16 protein-coding genes and 3 pseudogenes are annotated in these 19,309 nt (G+C 60.9%); 15 read left to right on the forward strand and 4 right to left on the reverse strand.

Going from position 1 to position 19,309, the window contains the following annotated elements; genetic code table 11:
- Window positions 1–205 (forward strand): hypothetical protein (locus tag F6X42_RS43500; protein ID WP_222945777.1); only part of this gene is annotated, 205 nt, incomplete at its 5' end.
- Window positions 206–296: 91 nt separating this feature from the next.
- Entirely contained in the window at window positions 297–1,415 is a 1,119-nt protein-coding gene (locus tag F6X42_RS30035; protein WP_187637674.1) for a muconate/chloromuconate family cycloisomerase, read from the forward strand.
- Window positions 1,416–1,497: 82 nt separating this feature from the next.
- Here the strand turns inward: F6X42_RS30035 and F6X42_RS30040 are convergent, their stop codons facing one another.
- Together F6X42_RS30040 and F6X42_RS46020 are read right to left on the reverse strand one after the other, a co-directional pair.
- Entirely contained in the window at window positions 1,498–1,707 is a 210-nt protein-coding gene (locus tag F6X42_RS30040; protein ID WP_187637675.1) for a hypothetical protein, read from the reverse strand.
- Between the two features lie 344 nt (window positions 1,708–2,051).
- Window positions 2,052–2,135 (reverse strand): hypothetical protein, encoded by an 84-nt coding sequence (locus F6X42_RS46020; protein WP_376776457.1) that lies wholly within the window; start codon window positions 2,133–2,135, stop codon window positions 2,052–2,054.
- 478 nt (window positions 2,136–2,613) lie between these two features.
- Here F6X42_RS46020 and F6X42_RS30050 point away from each other — a divergent pair, with 478 nt between their 5' ends.
- The 3 genes from F6X42_RS30050 to F6X42_RS30060 all read left to right on the forward strand — a co-directional run bounded on the left by F6X42_RS30050 (window position 2,614) and on the right by F6X42_RS30060 (window position 5,070).
- Window positions 2,614–3,720 (forward strand): S-(hydroxymethyl)glutathione dehydrogenase/class III alcohol dehydrogenase, encoded by a 1,107-nt coding sequence (locus F6X42_RS30050; protein ID WP_018423094.1) that lies wholly within the window; start codon window positions 2,614–2,616, stop codon window positions 3,718–3,720.
- Between the two features lie 11 nt (window positions 3,721–3,731).
- Window positions 3,732–4,583, forward strand: a complete 852-nt coding sequence (gene fghA / locus F6X42_RS30055; RefSeq protein WP_018423093.1) for an S-formylglutathione hydrolase — start codon at window positions 3,732–3,734, stop codon at window positions 4,581–4,583.
- Between the two features lie 103 nt (window positions 4,584–4,686).
- Entirely contained in the window at window positions 4,687–5,070 is a 384-nt protein-coding gene (locus tag F6X42_RS30060) for a VOC family protein (RefSeq protein ID WP_018423092.1), read from the forward strand.
- A gap of 103 nt (window positions 5,071–5,173) precedes the next feature.
- Here F6X42_RS30060 and F6X42_RS30065 read toward each other — a convergent pair whose 3' ends face one another.
- Window positions 5,174–6,178, reverse strand: coding sequence for a GlxA family transcriptional regulator (locus F6X42_RS30065; RefSeq protein WP_018423091.1), 1,005 nt, complete (start codon window positions 6,176–6,178; stop codon window positions 5,174–5,176).
- Between the two features lie 233 nt (window positions 6,179–6,411).
- Here F6X42_RS30065 and F6X42_RS30070 point away from each other — a divergent pair, with 233 nt between their 5' ends.
- The gene (locus F6X42_RS30070) at window positions 6,412–6,894 is read left to right on the forward strand and encodes a hypothetical protein (RefSeq protein ID WP_187637677.1); all 483 of its coding nucleotides are present in this window, start codon (window positions 6,412–6,414) and stop codon (window positions 6,892–6,894) included.
- A 226-nt stretch (window positions 6,895–7,120) separates the two neighbouring features.
- Here F6X42_RS30070 and F6X42_RS30075 read toward each other — a convergent pair whose 3' ends face one another.
- A complete protein-coding gene (locus tag F6X42_RS30075; RefSeq protein ID WP_018423089.1) occupies window positions 7,121–7,930 on the reverse strand; it encodes a phytanoyl-CoA dioxygenase family protein in 810 nt (269 codons plus the stop codon).
- A 195-nt stretch (window positions 7,931–8,125) separates the two neighbouring features.
- Here F6X42_RS30075 and F6X42_RS44330 point away from each other — a divergent pair.
- The 9 genes and pseudogenes from F6X42_RS44330 to F6X42_RS30115 form a co-directional block, all read left to right on the forward strand.
- Window positions 8,126–8,362, forward strand: a pseudogene (locus tag F6X42_RS44330) (HTH-type transcriptional regulator ArgP); the annotation flags it as partial.
- 341 nt (window positions 8,363–8,703) lie between these two features.
- Window positions 8,704–9,303, forward strand: a pseudogene (locus F6X42_RS44335) (heterodisulfide reductase-related iron-sulfur binding cluster); the annotation flags it as partial.
- 669 nt (window positions 9,304–9,972) lie between these two features.
- Window positions 9,973–10,347, forward strand: a pseudogene (locus tag F6X42_RS30085) (GTP-binding protein).
- A gap of 327 nt (window positions 10,348–10,674) precedes the next feature.
- Window positions 10,675–10,881, forward strand: coding sequence for a type II toxin-antitoxin system prevent-host-death family antitoxin (locus F6X42_RS30090; protein ID WP_187637678.1), 207 nt, complete (start codon window positions 10,675–10,677; stop codon window positions 10,879–10,881).
- A 58-nt stretch (window positions 10,882–10,939) separates the two neighbouring features.
- On the forward strand, window positions 10,940–11,353 hold the full coding sequence (gene gspI, locus F6X42_RS30095) for a type II secretion system minor pseudopilin GspI (RefSeq protein ID WP_187637679.1): 414 nt from the start codon (window positions 10,940–10,942) through the stop codon (window positions 11,351–11,353).
- Window positions 11,337–11,999 carry a PulJ/GspJ family protein gene (locus F6X42_RS30100; RefSeq protein WP_187637680.1) on the forward strand — a complete coding sequence of 221 codons (663 nt, stop codon included), beginning with the start codon at window positions 11,337–11,339 and terminating at the stop codon, window positions 11,997–11,999. Before gspI ends, F6X42_RS30100 begins: the two co-directional genes overlap by 17 nt.
- A 255-nt stretch (window positions 12,000–12,254) precedes the next feature.
- A complete protein-coding gene (locus F6X42_RS30105; RefSeq protein WP_187637681.1) occupies window positions 12,255–14,477 on the forward strand; it encodes a tetratricopeptide repeat protein in 2,223 nt (740 codons plus the stop codon).
- 35 nt (window positions 14,478–14,512) lie between these two features.
- Window positions 14,513–16,765 (forward strand): tetratricopeptide repeat protein, encoded by a 2,253-nt coding sequence (locus F6X42_RS30110; protein ID WP_187637682.1) that lies wholly within the window; start codon window positions 14,513–14,515, stop codon window positions 16,763–16,765.
- Complete coding sequence (locus tag F6X42_RS30115; protein WP_187637683.1) at window positions 16,762–19,026, forward strand: tetratricopeptide repeat protein; 2,265 nt, start codon at window positions 16,762–16,764, stop codon at window positions 19,024–19,026. The genes F6X42_RS30110 and F6X42_RS30115 overlap by 4 nt, the downstream gene beginning before the upstream one ends.
- Window positions 19,027–19,309: the final 283 nt, after the last annotated feature.

The raw sequence follows: 19,309 nt of genomic DNA on the forward strand, positions 1-19,309 counted from the left end.
CTGTCCGATCAGACGCCGGATGAGGCATACTTCGCGACGCTGCCAGCGATCAAATTGGCAGCTTGATGACCCCGGCGCTTCCACTTATAAACTCGATCTGACTGTCCGAACCAACGGCGCCACCTCTAAAGGCGAGCTGGTGACGACGGGTTTTGATTTGTGCGACCGAACTTCGGTGGCAGAGAGGCGCGGGAAGATCCTGTGAGGCGTTGCTCGAAAAGATGCGGTGCCATGCTCGGTCCTCGCGGCTCGGACTGTGAGCCCCGATATGCAGGACGAAAACGTTGAGGTTAACTATGAAGATAGCTGCTGTAGAAACATTTGAAATTCGTCTTCCTTACCGACGGAACCATACCTTGAGTTCCGGGCCGCTTTATGGTGCTCACTCCGTCATCGTCCGTTTGCAAACGGATGAGGGATTGGTCGGGGCAGGCGAAGCGTCGATTCCAGGTGGGCCCGTGTGGAGTGAGGAGTCTGTCAGCTCTGCACGTGCCGTGATCGAAGAATACCTCGCTCCTGCCATCCTCGGACGGGATCCTCTTCAGTGCTCGGATGTTGCCGCCGTCATGAGCAAAACGGTTCGTGGCAATCCCTTCGCTCGCGCGGCGATCGAGATGGCATGCTTTGACGTCGCCGGTCAGGCGCTTGGGGTACCTGTTGCACAACTAGTGGGCGGCCGGCGGCGTTCGAGTGTGCCGATGGTGTGGTCGTTGGCATCAGGCGTTGTTGAACAGGAAATCGAAGAGGCCCGGGACGTTAACGAGCGGTTTGGAATTTCTCGCTTCAAGGTGAAGGTTGGCCACCTTGAAGCCGCAGCAGATATACAGCGGGTTCGCACATTGGTTAGCAATGTTCCCGAAGATTTCCAGATCCGCCTCGATGCGAATCAAGGCTGGAACGAGATGACCGCAAACTGGGCACTGCCAAGACTGCAGGATCTGGGCATCACGGTCCTCGAACAACCCTTGCCAAAATGGGACCTGGCCGGAATGGCACGCCTGAAAAAGCAGAGCCGTGTTGCCATTATGGCGGACGAATCGGCAATGAACGCGAACGATGTTCTCAACATTATTCGCAGTGCTTCGGCAGACATGATTGCGCTGAAGCTGGCGAAGGCCGGAGGCATATTGGCGACATTGCAAAGCGCTACAGTCGCGGACGCAGCGGGTCTGTCGTATTACATGGGCTGCATGATGGATACCGGGCTCGGGACCGCGGCGTATCTCCAGACTGCGTCCGCACTTAAGGACATGTCCTACGGAGCCGCGTTACCCGGACCATTGATGATGAGCTCCGATATCCTCTCGACGGAAATTGTGTATCGAGACGGGAATATCGAGGTGCCCGCAGGGCCTGGTCTTGGAGTCGCTGTCGACTGGGATGCGGTCGAACACCTCTCTAACAAGACCCGATAGCGTTCGCCGACGCTCTGCTTTGCCCAAGGCCGCGCATTAGGGGCGAAAATTATCTTCGCGTCCTGAGTCAAAGTTTGGGCCGTTAGCGAGATCTTGCCGGCAAGAAGTCGCCGCGTTGCGCATCGATTTTTTTCAGTATTTGCCGGGCGCGACGCTGATATGTATGGGCCGTGTCAAGTATCAAAATCGGTTCTCCAAAGCCTGTCGTGACGCGGTTTCCATGCAATGCATTGGTCGTGAGCGTATGCGCGCTCACGACCATACGAAACCGGGCGTCTTCGATGGTCGTCAACAACAGGCTGCCAGGCCAGGACGAGGCGGTTATCCGACAGTTGATCATTCTGATATGCGCGGGTTGGCTACCTCATGACAAACGAAACGTCGGGCAGCTGCCCCCAGTCTGGTGTCGACGAATGTGTGGCCCAATAGCCTAGATATAGCCGACGAGCACCCGCGCAACGGCGGCACAGATTTGGTTCTTGATCTTGCCGCATGCCATCAACTCGCGAAACTGTGACGCGGGCGCTTGTATGCCGATCACGTGATCACCTGGACTTCGAGTGCCGTGCGGTCCGCGAGCCGCTGCAGAATTGCGGTCTTTTGCGGCAGCATGACGATAGGTCCACCTGCTTCAACTTATACCCGCGGAACGTGGCTGTCGCCGGTCTTGGTGATTCCACCGCGGCCCTCGCGCTTGCCGCTGGAGTGTTCACTGGGCACAGCACGAGACCTGGACAGGCAGGTAGTTGGGGTTGGCGCGCGTTCGCAAACCGTGCGAAATCACCCAGCTCTGCGATCACCGTTACAGCCGCGAGCAGACTGATACCGCGCAGCGCCATCAACGCCTCGATCATCGCGGGCAGAGCGCACTGACGTGCGACGCAGTCCCGACTTTGCCGTCACGACTAGCCACGCGTGTGCCGCAGGCATGCGCTGCGTCGATATATTCCTGCATCACCATCTTGTCCCTTCGGCGGGGCTGACTCGATAACAGCCGTTGCTTGGCCTGACGCGTCGCTGATACTTCATGTCCTTGCGAGCTCAAGTCAGATCGCGCAGCGCCCTTTCTTCATCGGTTGAGGCCACCGACTTTGGGCCAATATGCACTCGATTTTAGTCAATCCGAGGGAAGTGAAACTCCTCGTTCAGGACCTTAGTCGATGATTGCTACCAGTCGTAAAGTGAGTGTCGAGGAAATATGAAGACGAAAGCAGCAATCGCGTGGAAAGCCGGTGCACCGTTGACGATCGAAGAAGTCGACCTCGAAGGGCCGCGCGCCGGTGAAGTCCTGATCGAAGTGAAGGCGACGGGCATCTGCCACACCGACTACTACACGTTGTCGGGCGCCGATCCGGAAGGCATCTTCCCGGCGATTCTCGGTCATGAAGGCGCAGGCGTGATTGTCGACGTCGGTCCGGGCGTCGGCACGTTGAAGAAGGGCGATCACGTCATTCCGCTCTACACGCCGGAATGCCGCCAGTGCAAGTTCTGCCTGTCGCGCAAGACCAATCTGTGTCAGGCGATCCGCTCGACCCAGGGCCGCGGCCTGATGCCCGATGCGACCTCGCGCTTCTCGCTGGATGGCAAGCCGCTGTTTCACTACATGGGCACGTCCACGTTTTCGAACTACATCGTCGTGCCGGAGATCGCGGTCGCCAAGGTGCGTGAAGACGCGCCGTTCGACAAGATCTGCTATATCGGCTGCGGCGTGACGACGGGTGTCGGTGCGGTCGTGTATTCGGCGAAGGTCGAGGCGGGCGCGAACGTCGTCGTGTTCGGTCTCGGCGGCATCGGCCTGAACGTGATCCAGGGCGCCAGGATGGTGGGCGCCGACAAGATCATCGGTGTCGATCTGAACCCAGGGCGCATCGAGCTCGCGAAGAAGTTCGGCATGACGCACTTCATCAACCCGAATGAGGTGGAGAACGTGGTCGATCACATCGTGCAGCTCACCGATGGCGGTGCCGACTACTCGTTCGAGTGCATCGGCAATACGAAGGTGATGCGTCAGGCGCTGGAGTGCACGCACAAGGGCTGGGGGCAGTCGTTCATCATCGGGGTGGCGGCGGCCGGTCAGGAAATCAGCACGCGTCCGTTCCAGCTGGTCACGGGCCGCGAGTGGAAGGGTTCGGCGTTCGGCGGCGCGCGTGGCCGCACCGACGTGCCGAAGATCGTCGACTGGTACATGGAAGGCAAGATCAATATCGACGACCTGATCACGCATCACCTGAAGCTCGACCAGATCAACGAAGGCTTCGACTTGATGAAGAAGGGCGAGTCGATCCGCTCGGTCGTCATCTACTAAAGGGGCGCGCGATGCTGGAACTGATCGAATCGCACGCGTCGTTCGGCGGCACGCAGCGCATCTATAAGCATGAGTCGAAGGCGACCGGACTGCCGATGCGCTTTTCCGTCTTCATGCCGAAAGAGGCGTCGCAGAAGAAGGTGCCGGCGCTGTTCTATCTTGCCGGGCTAACCTGCACGGAAGAGACATTCCCGATCAAGGCAGGCGCGCAGCGCTTCGCCGCGCAGCACGGCATCGCACTGATCGCGCCCGACACCAGCCCGCGAGGCGCAGGCCTGCCGGGCGAGAGCGAGTCGCGGGACTTCGGTGTCGGCGCGGGCTTCTATGTCGATGCGACGCAGGAGCCCTGGTCGAAGCATTACCGGATGTACTCGTACGTGCGGGACGAACTACGCGAGATGGTGGTGAATGAACTGCCCGTCGATGGCGAACGACTCGGCATATTCGGTCATTCGATGGGCGGACACGGCGCGCTGATACTCGCGCTGCGCAATCCGGACATCTATCGGTCGGTATCTGCCTTCGCACCGATTGCCGCGCCGATGCACAGTCCATGGGGTGAGAAGGCATTCGGCGGTTATCTCGGCGCGGCTCGCGAAGTCTGGAAGCAGTATGACGCGAGCGAGCTCGTCGGCAAGGCGACGCGCAAATTTACGGAAGGGATTCTGATCGATCAAGGCTTGGATGATCAGTTTCTCGTGGCGCAATTGAACCCAACGGTGTTCGAAGCCGCGTGCAAGGTTGCGGGCCAACCGCTGACGCTGCGTCGGCATGAAGGCTACGACCATAGCTACTTCTTCATCTCAACGTTCGTCGAAGATCACATCAGACATCACGCCACGACTCTCAACCGCGTCTGCTGATTCCGCAACGCGTTGAGTAGCAACACATGGCACCCGGATGAATGAGCGGAACCTCGAACCGCTCGCAACGCGGGAGCCGGGTAGGTTCTTTAAAGGAGGCAATATGACAGCTTTCACCCACGTCACGGTAGGCACCAATGATCTCGCCACAGCCCGGGTTTTTTACGACAATATCCTTGCTAAGATCGGCCTGCTGCGACTGGCGGACCTTGGAGATAATGGGTCTATCTGGGGCAAGGACTCCCCGTCATTTTTTGTGCTGAAGCCTGCGAATGGCCAGCCGGCGACGGTGGGCAATGGTGTTACCGTGTCGTTCGAAGCACCGGACCGCGCTTCGATCCGCGCCTTTTACGACTCTGCGCTAGCAGAGGGGGCGAAGGACGAGGGCGCGGCGGGTCCGCGCGGGTGGGCACCGAATGCTTACGCCGCCTATGTCCGTGATCTGGATGGCAACAAGTTGGCGGTTTACTGCTTTAAACCCGAATAATTCGCTAAGCCGCGTGTGGCGACCCATCGCATCGCGAGGCAGCGCCTGGCTGGGGACGCTACGCTTGCGGCGGTCGACGTAATAGCAGCGCCTGGACAAGCCGTCACCTCAGATGCTCTTCTGCCTGGTCGTCGCCATGATGAAGACCGAAGTGATCACGGTAGGCGAGTGGAGTGACGCCCAGCGTCTGGTGAAACGCCTTTCTCATTGCTTCGTATGTCTTGAAGCCACACCGTGCAGCGATAGTCTTTGCCGGCGAGTTTCCTTCTTCCAGCATCCGGCGAGCGGCTTCAATACGAGCGCGCGTCAGGAAAGTCGACGGCGTCATGGCCGTTTCCCGTTTGAAACAGCGATTAAAGCTGCGCACGCTCATCGACAGACGTTCCGCCATCTCGGACGGGGAGAGCTCTTTTTGCGTGTTGGCGAGAATCCAGGCCTGTACGTCCCTGATACCCGGATGATGCGTTGCCTGGCTGACGAGATGGGCGCTGAATTGTGACTGACCGCCAGGCCGTTTGAGATAGACGACGAGGTCTCTGGCAACGGCGAGTGCGATATCCAGACCAAAATCTTCCTCAACGAGCGCAAGCGCGAGATCGATTCCGGCCGTCACGCCGGCCGAAGTCCATATACGGCCGTCACGAATGAAGATGCAGTCGGCATTGACGCGCACTGAGGGGTATTTCTCTTTCAGTGCGTCCGCGACTGCCCAATGCGTCGTTGCCCGTCTTCCGTCCAGCAGCCCCGCGGCAGCCAGAAAGAATGCTCCAGAGCAGAGCGCGGCTGTCCGTGCCATTCGGCCTGCCGCAGCTTCGACCCACTGCACGATTTCGGGTGCCCTGCTCACCGCTTTTTCGATGTCCCATGCGCCGACAATGATCGCGGTGTGGGGTAACGACAGTGTATTGAGGCTCTTTGCGGACACAAGCGGTACGCCCGTGTCGGACGGAATTTCACCGCGGCGGACCGAAGCGAGCTTGACGTCATAACGCTCTGACAGGCCGCAGCGCTCCAGATGGGTATTCGCGTACGTGAAAACGCTCAGAGCACCGATCGCCTCGAGGGCCTTAAAACCGTTGTAAATGACGATATCGACTGTCAAAAGCATAGTTCAATCCGACGCGTTGAAGATGCCGAGTTGGTGAGTGCTGCATTTCGCTGGCAACGCCGGCGTGCATGACGATGGGCTCGTTCGCCTGCCAGGTGGGCGCGACGTGGATCATCGCAGCTACCCGTGCAACCAGGGCGGGTAATCGTTTCCGGCGGCAACCCGTCAGCGCCTCGTGACGGTTGCTGCTCCCCGGCGCAACTCGACCAGTGAAGCCGCGTAGCAGCGCCTGTATGTTCGGCGACATGAGCACAAAGAGCAGGCCGGCAGAAACAGCGGGCATCACATCCGCGCGGCAGCGACAACACTGCGCTAGCGCCGCACCAGAGCGTCGTGCCTATAATGGCACGCAACTGACGGCATTGAAGGCGGAGGCGACGGCCCTCAGGCCAGGCGCCGCCGCGAAGCCGCCGATGGCCTGGCCGACTGCGCGGCATGCGGCCGCCGGCGGAGGTCTGCCACGACTGCTTGTGGCGCCCGGTTCGGAGGCCCGACAGGAAGGTGTCGTCGAAGCCGCAGCCACCGCGTCAGCGTGCCTTGGTAAGCCAGCACCGCAAGTACACCGACATGGCGAACATGAAAGCCTGTGCGATCAACATCAACAAGCCGTGGTGGAGGTTGTCGGCAAGCGCGCGGCGGCCCGCGAGAACAACATGATCGGCATCGCCGGGCTGGGGGCCTGGACCAGCGCCACGTTGTGGTCGCTGGAGTGCTGATCGCGGCTATCAGCCCGGCGGCGTCGATATTCTGCATCATCGTGCCGAAGCCATAGATGCAGACGCCAATCCGAGGCGAGCGGTAGTGTGGCAGCGGCGACACGCAATCAGGCATCGCGGCATTCCGGTTGCGCGGCCTGACCGCGAACGCCAAATCGCTTGTTCCGGGAACCCTCCAGGCCGCCCACTCTCCGGAGGTGATGGCACGACTTGCGGTAAAGACGTGCTACGCGTTCCTACGCCACACGACAGGGAAGGCTTCGCAATCCAAGGGATCACCATCGCGTGGCGCGCCAACGGCGGGCGGGGGAGGAGACATATCTCCCGACCTGCGCTGGAACCAGGCATCATCGCCAGCCCACCGCGTCGAGAGGACACGCCGGTCGGTCGTGTCACTATTTCCTGCTGATCCATGCAGAGTGAGACCCTGGAACACGACTACATCGCCTGGCTCCATCGCCCACCTCAAGATCTCGTAGCGATCCCGATCTGCTTCGACATCTGGCAAGAGCTCCCAGCGCGCATCGTCGTCCTCTCGAAGGGCTCCTGTGGTAAACCGCTGCGGCCGGTACCATTTGCCTGAAGCATGAGAACCGGCCACAAACTCAAGGGCCGTTTGGTTAGAAACGGGCCCGGTCGGCAGCCACATCGTACAGAAATCACGGCCATCGATCGGGCTGTATGGCTGATCTTGATGCCACGGTGTTCGCATGGCGACACCCGCCTTCTTCACGAGCGTATGGTCATGAAAGAAGTTGATCTTTGACGCGCGCATCAATTCTCCCGCAATGATCTTGGCTGGAGAATTCAGGACGAAGTCGCGGAACTCTTCAATACGTTGCCAGTTACAGCTGTCCTGAAAGAAACCGCGCGACTCGCCGTCAACGTATGCATCAGGTCTGCTTGGTTTCTCCAGATTCTTCGTAATACCCGCAGCGACGGTCTTCAGCCAATCCTTCGTGAAGACACCCCTTACGACGGTGACCCCCTTTTGTTGAAATTGTTCGATCTGCTCCCTGGACACGATCTGTTCCATGATGTTTCTCCTTTCCGTTGCGACAGTCAGCCTGCATGCGTACAAATTGTATTGAAAATTGCGAAACGATTCAACATGAAATAAATCATTCGTTCAGATGGGTGGGCTTGGGCGAATTTGGGGTGCGATGGTCGTGCTGGAGGTCTTGCACTGGCACCTGGTGTTCACTCAGACCTATCCTCCTTCGCCGGCGGCCTCAGTGCGATCCTGGACGACGTTGGTTATGGGCGGGTCTCCGCCATGCAGGTGTAGCCGCTGATCAGTGGCGGCAGAATGGTGGCGCTCGCCCTTGAGTGTGACCTCGTCATCGATCATTGCTGGCATTAGTGGGAGCAGGAGCCCGAGCCGCTCGCGACGATCAGCGCACTGGTCATGGAAGCGGCGCGGCGGAGCCTGGTTCAGCCGGTGCCAAGGGACGCGCGCGCCAGTTGACGGAGCATTGCGACGCGCCGACGTGATGCTTTGCGTCGACTCTTCAGATCGCGGCTATCGTGCCGCTCGTCCCTGGCATTTTTATGGAGGCAGCAGACGCGAACATGATGGTCGCGGCGCCGCCTGCGATCGCGTGATCCAGGCAGTGATCGCGTCACTCTGAAAATTGCGATCACCCGCTACGTTGTGGGCCTCAGCGCGGCTCGCTTGTTGACTGTTTCGGTGCACGAACGGTCTTTCGAACGACTATCGGCATTGGCCGCAGTGTCACTGACGCGTGCAGCATAGTCATGGCTGCACGGGTTCACGCCTGCCCGTTTCGTGCAAGGTATAGGCGGCGTGTTGATGCGTTCAATGATCATTTCACGCCTCAAATTGCGAGCGCCGCATTCGATGTCCTGACACTGCTCGGATACGACGTCGTGTCGCCTCACAAGCGTCTGTGTTGCGGACGTCCGCTGCATGACTACGGGCTCATCGACCAGGCGAGAGCCTTGTGAAGCGGGTCGACGAACTATCCGAAGAGATCGTGCTCGGCGTTCTGGTGGTCGGTCTCGAGCCGGCTTGTCTGTCCGTGTTCAAGGACGCACTACTCAAACAGTAGCCGCAGGATGGCATCGCGCGAACGCTCTTGGCGCAAACGTATCTCTTGTCGACTTCCTTGCCGCTACGGATTTTCAATGGCCGATGCTCGAAGGCGATGTCGTCGTGCACTGGCATTGACATCGGAAGTCGCTGTTCGGCATGAACGGCGAAACCGCGCTGGCCGACAAACTCGGCGGGCGCTGGAAGCTGCTGGACACAGGATGCTGCGGCATGGCCGGATCGTTCGGTTTCGACAACGAGTATTACGATGTATCGATGAAAGTGGCACGGAAGACAACCTGTTGCCGCTTTTGCGCACAGCGCCGTCGGATGCATTGATCTTGACGAACTGCTTCAGGGTCGTCTGCGAAACCCCGCGACGAGGCGCAACATTGGGCCGTCGTCAAACTACCGCCAGGCGATGAAGATGGGGGCCCGATTGGAGATTGCCAAGGACGAATGCAGCCTCGATAAAGTTGAGTTTCGCTGCTGGCGTTGCCGGCGCACGCAATGCTGCTGCCTTGGCGCATATCACGGAAAACGGGGAGAGTTGGCAGCGCTTGAGCGTTCGAAAGAGAAAGACTACGCGTACGTTTCGAGGATTCGAACTTGGATGTTCTCAAGAAGTACTTCACGCTCTGCCATACCAAGTTTCGGATGCAGCGGTAATTGGCTGAAATTGCGCCACTTTTTTATGCAAACGCAACACTGTATCGACATCACAGTGATGGGCTTGTTTGAGGTTATGGTTCCCCAACGCCCGGACGTGGCGCGGGAGTGTTAGGCGTGTTCAGATGGAGTGAGCGTTCATAAAGTATTGAACAAGTCAAAAAGTTGAGCATGTCGTGCACGTCGTTCGTATTGGTTGCACGTTCATGATTTGTGTACAGGTGGAAATTGTGAACGACCACGACCATATGGCCTTACGGACTTCGATCGCCCGACTGAAGTCCTGCACAGTCAGCTCACCAACGCCGCAACCCGGCGCTGGTACGGTACTGCAGGTTTGCGTGATCGCCCCGTAGGTGCCTTGCCGTACGAGTCATGAAAGCGATGAATACGGCATCACGAGCTTCGCGTATCGGGCGCGCAAACCCTTTCATCCTGAGCGGCTCTGGAGCTGGATACAGGCGGAGTGGCCAGACGTCGTGCGGTCAAAAGACTATTTCTGACTCGCTTCGCGCAATGAGCTCGTCGGCAACTGGTCTCAGGCCGGAGCGATTTCGCGGCACGGTCTGGCTGGCAGATGGTGGGCCGCGGTACCTCGACACCGCTGGCCGCAGGATGCCGAAAGCCAGGCAATGATCGCGCAGCGCTGGTCCGAGTCATTTGGTAATCGCCAGCAAGAGCTCGTGGTCATCGGCAACTGCATCGATGAAGCTGAATTGCGTGCGGAGTGAGTCCAATAATGATGACACGCTACGTTGAATCGACCGCGTGGCCCGAGAGGGTGGCACTTGAGCACCGGGCTACGTTTTACCGAGTAGCTTACGGGGATACGACAGAAATGCTGCGTACAATCCGACACGCTTTTGCAATGGGAACGCGGTAAGTTCGGCCTAGAGATTCGTCACTTCATTTTCCCGCAGCCGCCGACGTGCGGGAACGGCATGCAGCTGTTTGCAAGAAAGGGTGGCTAGATGCGCGGTGAATGCTACGGCGCGACGTTGCATTTGCAAGGACACGGCCGTGTCTGGACTCGCACTGGTTCGCGCTTAGAGGATCCCATGGGCACTCGATCAACAGAACCGATGGTCACGATAACGGTTGATGACCTCGACCGCGATCCGGAGGGGGTGCTGCGCACGGCAGAGCAGATCGGCGTGACGATCTGCAAGGAAAACAAACCGGTCGCGATGTTTGTTCCAATCGAGGCGTGGCGCGAGTACCTCCGGCGATTGGAAGGGCTCGGTGACGACGCCCCGAACGGTTAAAAGCGATGCCAGACAGTTGATGTCGGCCAGAACATGGCAAGCGATCCATACGAGGCAGATGACCGCCGCATTCCACACGAAACATTTCGGACGGCGACATGCAAACGCGAAAGGCTTTACCTTAATCGAGGTATTGATCGCGCTGGCCATCGTCGCCATTGCGCTGGGTGCAGTGCTACGCGCAATCGGTTCACTGGCGTCGGATACGGACTCGGCGCGCGCGCACCTGCTTGCACTATGGAGTGCGGACAATGCCCTGAGCGCGATACGCATCTCGGCGGCGTGGCCGGAAGTGGGACAGAGCACGTTCGTCTGTCCACAGGGTCAGTACCGCTTCGTCTGTCGACAGACGGTGGCGGCGTCGGGGAGTCCATTGGTACGCCAGGTGACCGTGAGTGTCTACCCTTCGGCAGGCAGCCGTGCGGTGCTCGCGGAAGTCGTTACGGTGGTGCAGAATGAAGCTCGACGCTAAAGCGTCTGCCCGCAGGCAGGTAGCCGGCTTTACGTTGATCGAGATGCTTGTCGCGATCACGCTGCTCGCGGTGATCGCGCTGCTGTCCTGGCGGGGTCTGGACGCAACCATACGTGGACGCGACGACATTGTCGCGAGTCTCACCCAGACGCGCATGCTGGGTCGATACTTTTCGCAGATGCAATATGACATGCTCAACCTTGTGACGGCCGACGAGGTTTTTGGGCCGCCGCTGCGCATCCGTCCCAACGAACTTGTACTGGTGAGACACGTGAGTGTCGGCAATGGCCCGGCCTCGGTGCAGGTCGTACGCTATCAGCTCAAGGGCAACCGGCTCATGCGCAGCGCGTCGCAGCCGCTGTCCACGCTGGCCGATTTGTCCAGCGCGTTGCACCATATGGACGACTTTGCGGCTGTCGTGGCCAATGACGACGTGCGCTCGATAAGCCTTGCAGTCTGGGTTGCCCCCGGGGGCTGGACATCGAAACAGGAGGTCGTCGAGCAGGCTTACGCGCAGTTCCTGGCTCAGCACGGCATCAGCAATATCACCTCGCTGGGGATGCCACTGCCGCGCGGCATCCGGTTCTCGATGACGATGGGCAAACCCCCTTTGAATTTCGAACGGATGATCCCGATTGGCCAGTGACCCACACGCTCACTGGCTGTTTTATGCGCATTGAATGATCTGGTTCTACTGCATTCGTGTTTGATCAAACGAGTGGAGTTGTCCCGCTTCTGATGGCTATGTCGATAGCGCTGCGAGCCGGCAAAATGGTCCGTAACATTCGTCATACGCCCGTTACTACTCGTCCGCTAGTCTGGCTTTGGAAATAGCCATGGCAACCCGTCGCTTCAGACGATCCAGTGGCAATGGATTCCGCAACACGACGAGGGAGCGAATATGGAGGTCGAGCATCCGGATGGTGCAGATTCCACCCAATCGGTGACCATTGCGCCCGGAATACGGCAACCGGTGGCGAGCCTCTCCCGTGCAAGGGACTGGCACTCGGCAGGCAGATTCGATGACGCGGCCCGCGAATACGCGGCGGTGATGGCACGCGATCCGGACAATCCGCAGGCCTTGCATCTGTACGGCGTGCTGCAGTATCAGCGTGGCGCAGCAGCAGAAGCGGAGTCGTTGGTGCGCAGATCGATTTCGCTTGAACCGGGAGCACGTGCGCGTTCTGATCTTGGCGCAATACTGGCCGAGAGCGGTCGCGCGACGGAAGCGCTCGAGCAGTTCGACGCGGCCTTGCGCATCGAACCCAGCGACGTTCAGACCTTGGTCCGGCAAGGCAACGTGCTGATCGGCCTGCGTCGATATGGTCCGGCACTCGCCTCGTTTGACAGGGTGCTCGAGATTGCGCCGCTCGTCCTTGATGCACTGTGCAATCGCGGAAGTGCGTTGCGTGCGCTCAAGCGGCATAGCGAGGCGCTGGAGACGTACGATCGCGCGCTCGTGGTGGATCCCCGCTCGTTCGAATCGTGGTTCAACCGCGGGCTCGTTCTGCGTGATCTGCAGCGTCCGGCCGATGCGTTGCACTGCTTCGAGCGTGCCATCGAGATCAAGCCGGGTATTGCGACGATGCTCTCCGCGCGCGGTCAGACGCTGGTTGATCTGGGACGGTTGAACGAAGCCCTGGGGGCGTTCAACGAAGCGATTGCGATCCAGCCGGACTTGGCGGAGGCTGTCTACAACAGTGCCGTGGCGCTTGAGCAGTTGAACCGAGCCGAAGAGGCGATCGGACGATGCGAGCGCCTGCTGGCGCTCGAACCCCGGCACGCCCGGGCGCATGCCTGCCGGGGCAATGCGTTGCTGCAGTTAAAGCGCTATGTCGACGCGTTGGGGAGCTACGAGCGCGCACTTGAGATCGAACCCGGCGCGAGTGAAGTCCAGTGCAATCGGGGTACGGCGCTGCGCTATCTGAAGCGGTTTGACGATGCGCTGCAAAGCTACGACGCCGCGATCGCCGCAAACAACAATTTTGCCGAGGCATGGACCAACCGCAGCAATGTGCTTCAGGACCTGCATCGTTATGAGGAAGCCATGAGCACGCTTGACCGGGCGATGGCGCTGCGGCCGGATCACGCGACGAACTGGTTCAATCGCGGCAATCTGCACTATGAGATGGGACACGAGCGTGAAGCACTGGCGGCCTACGATCGTGCGATCGGACTGAACGCCGACTACGTGGATGCTCATTTCGCGCGGGCCTCGCTCCACCTAATTCAAGGCGACTTTGCGCGGGGATGGGCGGAATATGAATGGCGCCTGCGGGATGCGCTGCTTTCGCGCCACTATCGTCCGTTTGCGCAACCCTTGTGGCGTGGTGACGAATCGCTCGACGGCAAGACCATCCTGCTCCACGCCGAACAGGGCTTTGGCGACACGCTGCAGTTCTGCCGCTATGCGTCGCATCTCGCGGCGCAGGGCGCGCGCGTCGTCCTCGAAGTGCAGCCTCCGTTGAAATCGCTGATGGCGTCGCTGACCGGGCCGGCGCAGGTACTTGCAAAAGGCGAGCCGCTGCCGGCATTCGACTATCAAATTCCGCTGCTCAGCCTGCCTTTTGCGTTCAGGACGGATTTGACGAATATTCCGCAGCAGATTCCGTATCTTCGCGCGGACCCGCAGCGCGTGCAGGCGTGGGCGGAGACGCTTGGCGAGAAGCGGCGGCCTCGCATCGGCCTTGCCTGGTCCGGCAATCCCGAACATCGCAACGACCACAACCGGTCGATCGACTTTGCGCTTTTCGCGCCCTTGTTCGAACTGGATGTGGAGTGGATCAGTTTGCAAAAGATCGTGCGGGAGCATGAGGAGCCGTTGCTTGCCAATGCGCCTGTCCGTCGCTTTGACGATGAGCTCGGCGATTTTGCGGACACGGCGGCGCTCATGCAGTCGCTTGATCTGGTGCTGTCGGTCGATTCTGCAGTGGCGCATCTGGCCGGTGCGCTGGGCCGTCCCCTCTGGCTGTTGCTGCCGGACCCGCCTGAGTGGCGCTGGATGCGGGATCGGCAGGACAGTCCGTGGTATCCCGGCGCACGACTTTTCCGGCAGCCTGTCCCAGGGCAGTGGACGAGCGTGATCGACGCGGTGCGGACCGCTGTCGGTGGAATCGGCCGTTAGGCAGAAAACTGCCGGGTGACAACAGGGACCAGACAATGACTTCGAACGGGGAAGGGACGACGCTCGCGATACCAACGATTTCGCCGCGGCCGCCAGACGTCCCGAAGCCCGACGGCGCACGGCTTGAGAGGCTGCTGCTGCGGGCGCGCAAGGCACACTCCGAGGGCTCGCTTCAGCAGGCTGAGAAGGCGTACGGTGAGTTACTGGAGTTCGACCCGGAGCATTCGGAAGCGCTGCATCTGCTTGGAGCCGTACGTTTTCAGCAGGGGCGACTTGCAGAGGCTGAAACGCTGATGCGACGTTCGATCGAGCGTCAGTCGGTGCCACTTGCACTGGCCAATCACTCGGCCGTGCTCGCAGGCATGGGGCGTGAAGACGAAGCACTTTCGCGACTCGACGAAGCGTTGGCGATCAATCCCGCACATCAACGTGCCATTTTTCAACGCGCCGGCCTGCTGGCGCAATTGGGCCGCCATGCTGATGCGGTCGCGGCATACGATCGGCTGATCGAGCTTGCGCCGGCTTTTGCCGACGGTTTCCTGAGGCGGAGCGAAATGCTGCGCGCGCTCGGGCGCCTCGACGATGCGCTGACGGATTGCGACCGTGCGCTTGCGCTGACCGGGCGTTCCTTCGAGGGCCACCGCGAGCGAGGATTGGTGTTGCGCGCGCTCGGCCGGTACCGGGAAGCCGCGGACAGTTATGGCCACGCATTGTCGATCACGCCGGGCAGCGCCGAAGTCATGTTCCTGAGGGGCGTGGCATTTCTCGATCTGAGCGAACCGGAGCGTGCGCTCGCGGACTTCAATGGGGCGATTGCGGCGAGCCCCGGTTTTGTGGATGCGATTTTCAACAGTTCTGTCGCGCTCGAGCAGTTGGGACGGCATGACGAGGCGATCACGCGATGCGACCGTGTGCTTGCGATTGCACCGAAGCACGCGATGGCGCTGGCCAATCGCGGTAACGCGTCGAGCAACGTCGGGCGGAACCGGGAGGCCGCGGCGAACTACGCGAGTTCGCTTGAAATCGAGCCAGATAGCCTTGGCGTGTTATGCAACTACGCGAGCGCGTTGATGCATATCGACCGTTATGGCGATGCGTGGCAGGCCTGTCAGCATGCGCTGACGGTCGATCCGGACTATCTGCCGGCGCGGTTCACGCGCGGCCGGGTGCTGCTCGAAACGCACCGCTATGACGAGTCATTGGAGGATTTTGCCCGGGTACTCGCAACTGCTCCGCGCGATAAATTCGCGCATTTTCATCGTGGCAATGCACTGCGTGCGCTGCGCCGCCACGAAGAGGCGAAAGAAGCCTATGCGCAGGCAATCGAAATCGATCCGGACTATGTGCTGGCGCACTGCCTGCGCGCGTTTTTGTGCCTGTCGATCGGTGACTTTGAAGCCGGCTGGGCCGAATACGAATGGCGTTGGCGCGACGCTCAGCTTGATACGAGCCGGCGTGAATTTGCCCAGCCGAGATGGACGAGAGATAGGCCGGTCGCTGACCGGACGATTCTGTTGTATGCCGAGCAGGGGCTCGGCGACACGCTGCAGTTCTGTCGTTACGTGTCGCTCGTCAAGGCGTTGGGGGCGCGGGTCATCCTCGAGTCGCCCACGGAACTCAAGGCGTTGCTAGAGAGCCTGGATGGCGTGGATGCGCTCGTCGAGCGCGGCGCGCCGCTGCCGCCGTTCGATCTGCATTGTCCGCTCCTGAGTCTGCCGCTCGAATTTCAGACGGACATTCCGACGATTCCCTCGGACGTGCCCTATCTGCAGGCGGATCGGGTGCGTGTCGAGCGCTGGAGAGAGCGGCTTGGACCGTCCGGGCGCCCTCGGGTCGGCCTCGTGTGGTCAGGCAATCCGAAGCATCTGAACGACCGCAATCGGTCGATGGCGCTGACCGACCTGTTGCCGCTGCTGGACGATGCGTACGAGTGGGTGAGCCTGCAGAAAGTGATTCGCGACGAGGATCAGGCCGCGCTTGCGTCCAGTCCTATCCGATCCGTCGGCGAACATCTCTCGGATTTCGCCGACACTGCCGCGCTTACCCAGTTGATGGATTGTGTCGTGAGCGTCGATACGTCCGCGGCGCATCTGGCAGGCGCGCTGGGCCGCCCGCTCATTGTGATGCTGCCGCACACGCCCGACTTCAGGTGGCTGCTCGAGCGCGAAGACAGCCCGTGGTATCCGACGGCAAGACTGTACCGCCAACCGGAAGCCGGAAAGTGGGCGCCGGTCGTCGAACAGATCAGGGCGGCACTGCCGCTTATCGTGCAGGGAGCAGTGCGATGAATCGGCACCGGGAAATCCGACAGCAGCCGGCTCAGCCGGTCGCGCAAGGCACGAGCATAAGCGCCTTGCGCGCGGCGATCGACGATGCGCTGCGCAATGCGCGCGGACTGCTGGAGAAGAAAGATCTTGCCGGCGCGCGGCGTCTCTACGAGGGCGTACTGGTCATGGCACCCGACAGTGTCGAGGCCCTGCATCTGCTCGGGCTTGTCCATCTTCGCCAGGGCGATGCCGTTCGTGCGGAACCACTGATTGCCCGCTCGATGCAGCTCGGCCTGCGCCAGCCGTGGAATCTCGCGAATCATGGAGCGGCGCTTACCGGTGTGGGTCGCCACCGGGAAGCGCTTGCCGTGCTCGATGACGCGCTGAGGCTCGATCCGGCGCATGCGGCGGCCAACGCTGCGCGCGGCGACGCGCTGCTGGCGCTCAAACTGCCGGATGACGCATTGATTGCCTACGAGCGCGCACTCGAACGGGAGCCCGGCCTTGCGGCGGCGTGGAGCAAGCGCGGTGAAGCGCTGCGGGCATTGGGCCGACCGGCCGATGCGCTGATCAGTCTCGATCGCGCGTTGCGGATCGATTCGAACGATCCCGCGACGTACGTCGAGCGTGGCCATGCGTTGCGCGCGCTGGCCCGGTACGAAGAGGCGCTGCATTGTTACCGGCTGGCCATGGTCATCCGCGGCAAGACACCGGAGCTCGTGTTCTGGTGCGGCGTCGTATTGACCGAATCAGGCCGCATCGCGGAGGCGCTGGCCTGCCTGGACGAAGGGCTGGTCATCGCACCAGACGACGGGCAGTTGCTGTATGCAAGCTGCGTGGCGCTCGATCTGCTGCATGAGCGAGATGAACTGCTGCGGCGCTGCGACCAACTGCTCGCGCGCAATCCAGACAACGTGGCGGCATGGGTAGGGCGTGGCAATGCGTTGCTAGGACTGGATCGGCACATCGAGGCATCCGGGTCCTACGCTGAAGCGCTCGCGCGCATGCCGGAGCACATCGATGCGCTGCGCAACCGCGCGGCGGCACTACGGGGGCTGGGAGATATGGAAGCGGCGCTGGCGCACTATGATCGCGCGCTCTCGATTACCGGCCCGCACGCCGAACTCCTGTACAACCGCGCCCTTGCGCTTCAACAGTTGGGACGTTTTGACGATGCGTTGGCGAGTCACGCCGCGGCATCCCAGGCACCCGCGGAAAGTGCGCCAGGTCTGTTTACACGCGCCGTGGCATTGCAGCAGCTTGGCGAACACAAGGCCGCGCTTGCGGACTTTCTGCTTGCCTGCGAACACGATCCTCATCATGGCGGGGCGCGGCGATCGGAAGCCTTCTGCCGCTTGCTGATGGGGGATTTCGAGGCCGGCTGGAAACTGCATGAAACGCGCTGGCAGGCGTCCGACGTTCTGTTGCGCCGGCGTCATGCCGACCGGCCTCTCTGGCTGGGTACCGAGTCTGTCGCGGGGAAGACGGTGATGCTGCACGCCGAACAGGGGTTCGGCGACACGTTGCAGTTCTGCCGTTATGCGAGCCTTGTGGAACAGAAGGGGGCGACGGTCATTCTGGAAGTGCCGGCCGTGCTCGCGGAGCTGCTCCGTTCGCTGCGCGGCGCGAGCCGCATCGTCACCGAAGCCGACGTCACGCCTGCGTTCGACCTGCAGTGTCCGTTGATGAGTCTGCCGCTTGCCTTGCGCACCGCGCTCGACACGATTCCCGCTGACATTCCCTATCTGCGGGCGGATGCGGTGCGCCGGGAAGCATGGGGGCGGCGTCTCGATGCCGTTGCTTTGCCGAAACGACTGAAGATCGGTCTCGCGTGGGCGGGCAATCCGCGGCACAACAACGACGAAAACCGTTCGCTGCCGTTCGCTGCGCTCGCGCCGCTTCTTGCGTGCGATGCGACCTTCGTGAGTCTGCAGCCGCAGGTGAGGCAGCGCGATGCAGAGGCATTTGCCGCAAGCGGCATGTTGAGTTTTGGCGATGCGCTCGCGAACTACGCGGATACCGCCGCGCTTGTCGAGGCGCTCGATCTGGTGATCTCGGTGGATACGTCGGTGGCGCATCTGGCTGGCGCCGTCGGCCGGCCGGTCTGGATTCTCCTGCCGCGCGTACCCGACTGGCGCTGGCTGCTCGAGCGTGAGGACAGTCCGTGGTACCCGAGTGCCAGGCTTTTCAGGCAGGCAAGGCCGGGTGACTGGCCCGCCGTGATCGGGCACGTCAGGCAGGCGCTGCTTGGGCTGGCGCAAACCGGCGGCTACCTGGTTTAACCATGCTCATGTGACAAAAGGTACGGACCTTTTGGGGCGGCATGGTGGTCCGTAACACCCGCCATCTCGTTGCCATGCGGGCTGCGTATTTTCCACTGATTCTGGTTGCCTGCCACAGGCGATCGACATTCCAGGCTGTGCGCTGGCGTCAACTTCGACGCGATCGATTCAGCCGTCAAATTCTTTGAGTTCGGGGTAGAGCATGGCAGCACGCGCACGCATAGTACGACAACAGGACCTCCATCGTTCGCGGTTTGTCCCGGGATCGGATCTGCGACCGCTT

The sequence above is a fragment of the Paraburkholderia podalyriae genome, from assembly GCF_014397785.1.
Classification (GTDB): domain Bacteria; phylum Pseudomonadota; class Gammaproteobacteria; order Burkholderiales; family Burkholderiaceae; genus Paraburkholderia; species Paraburkholderia podalyriae.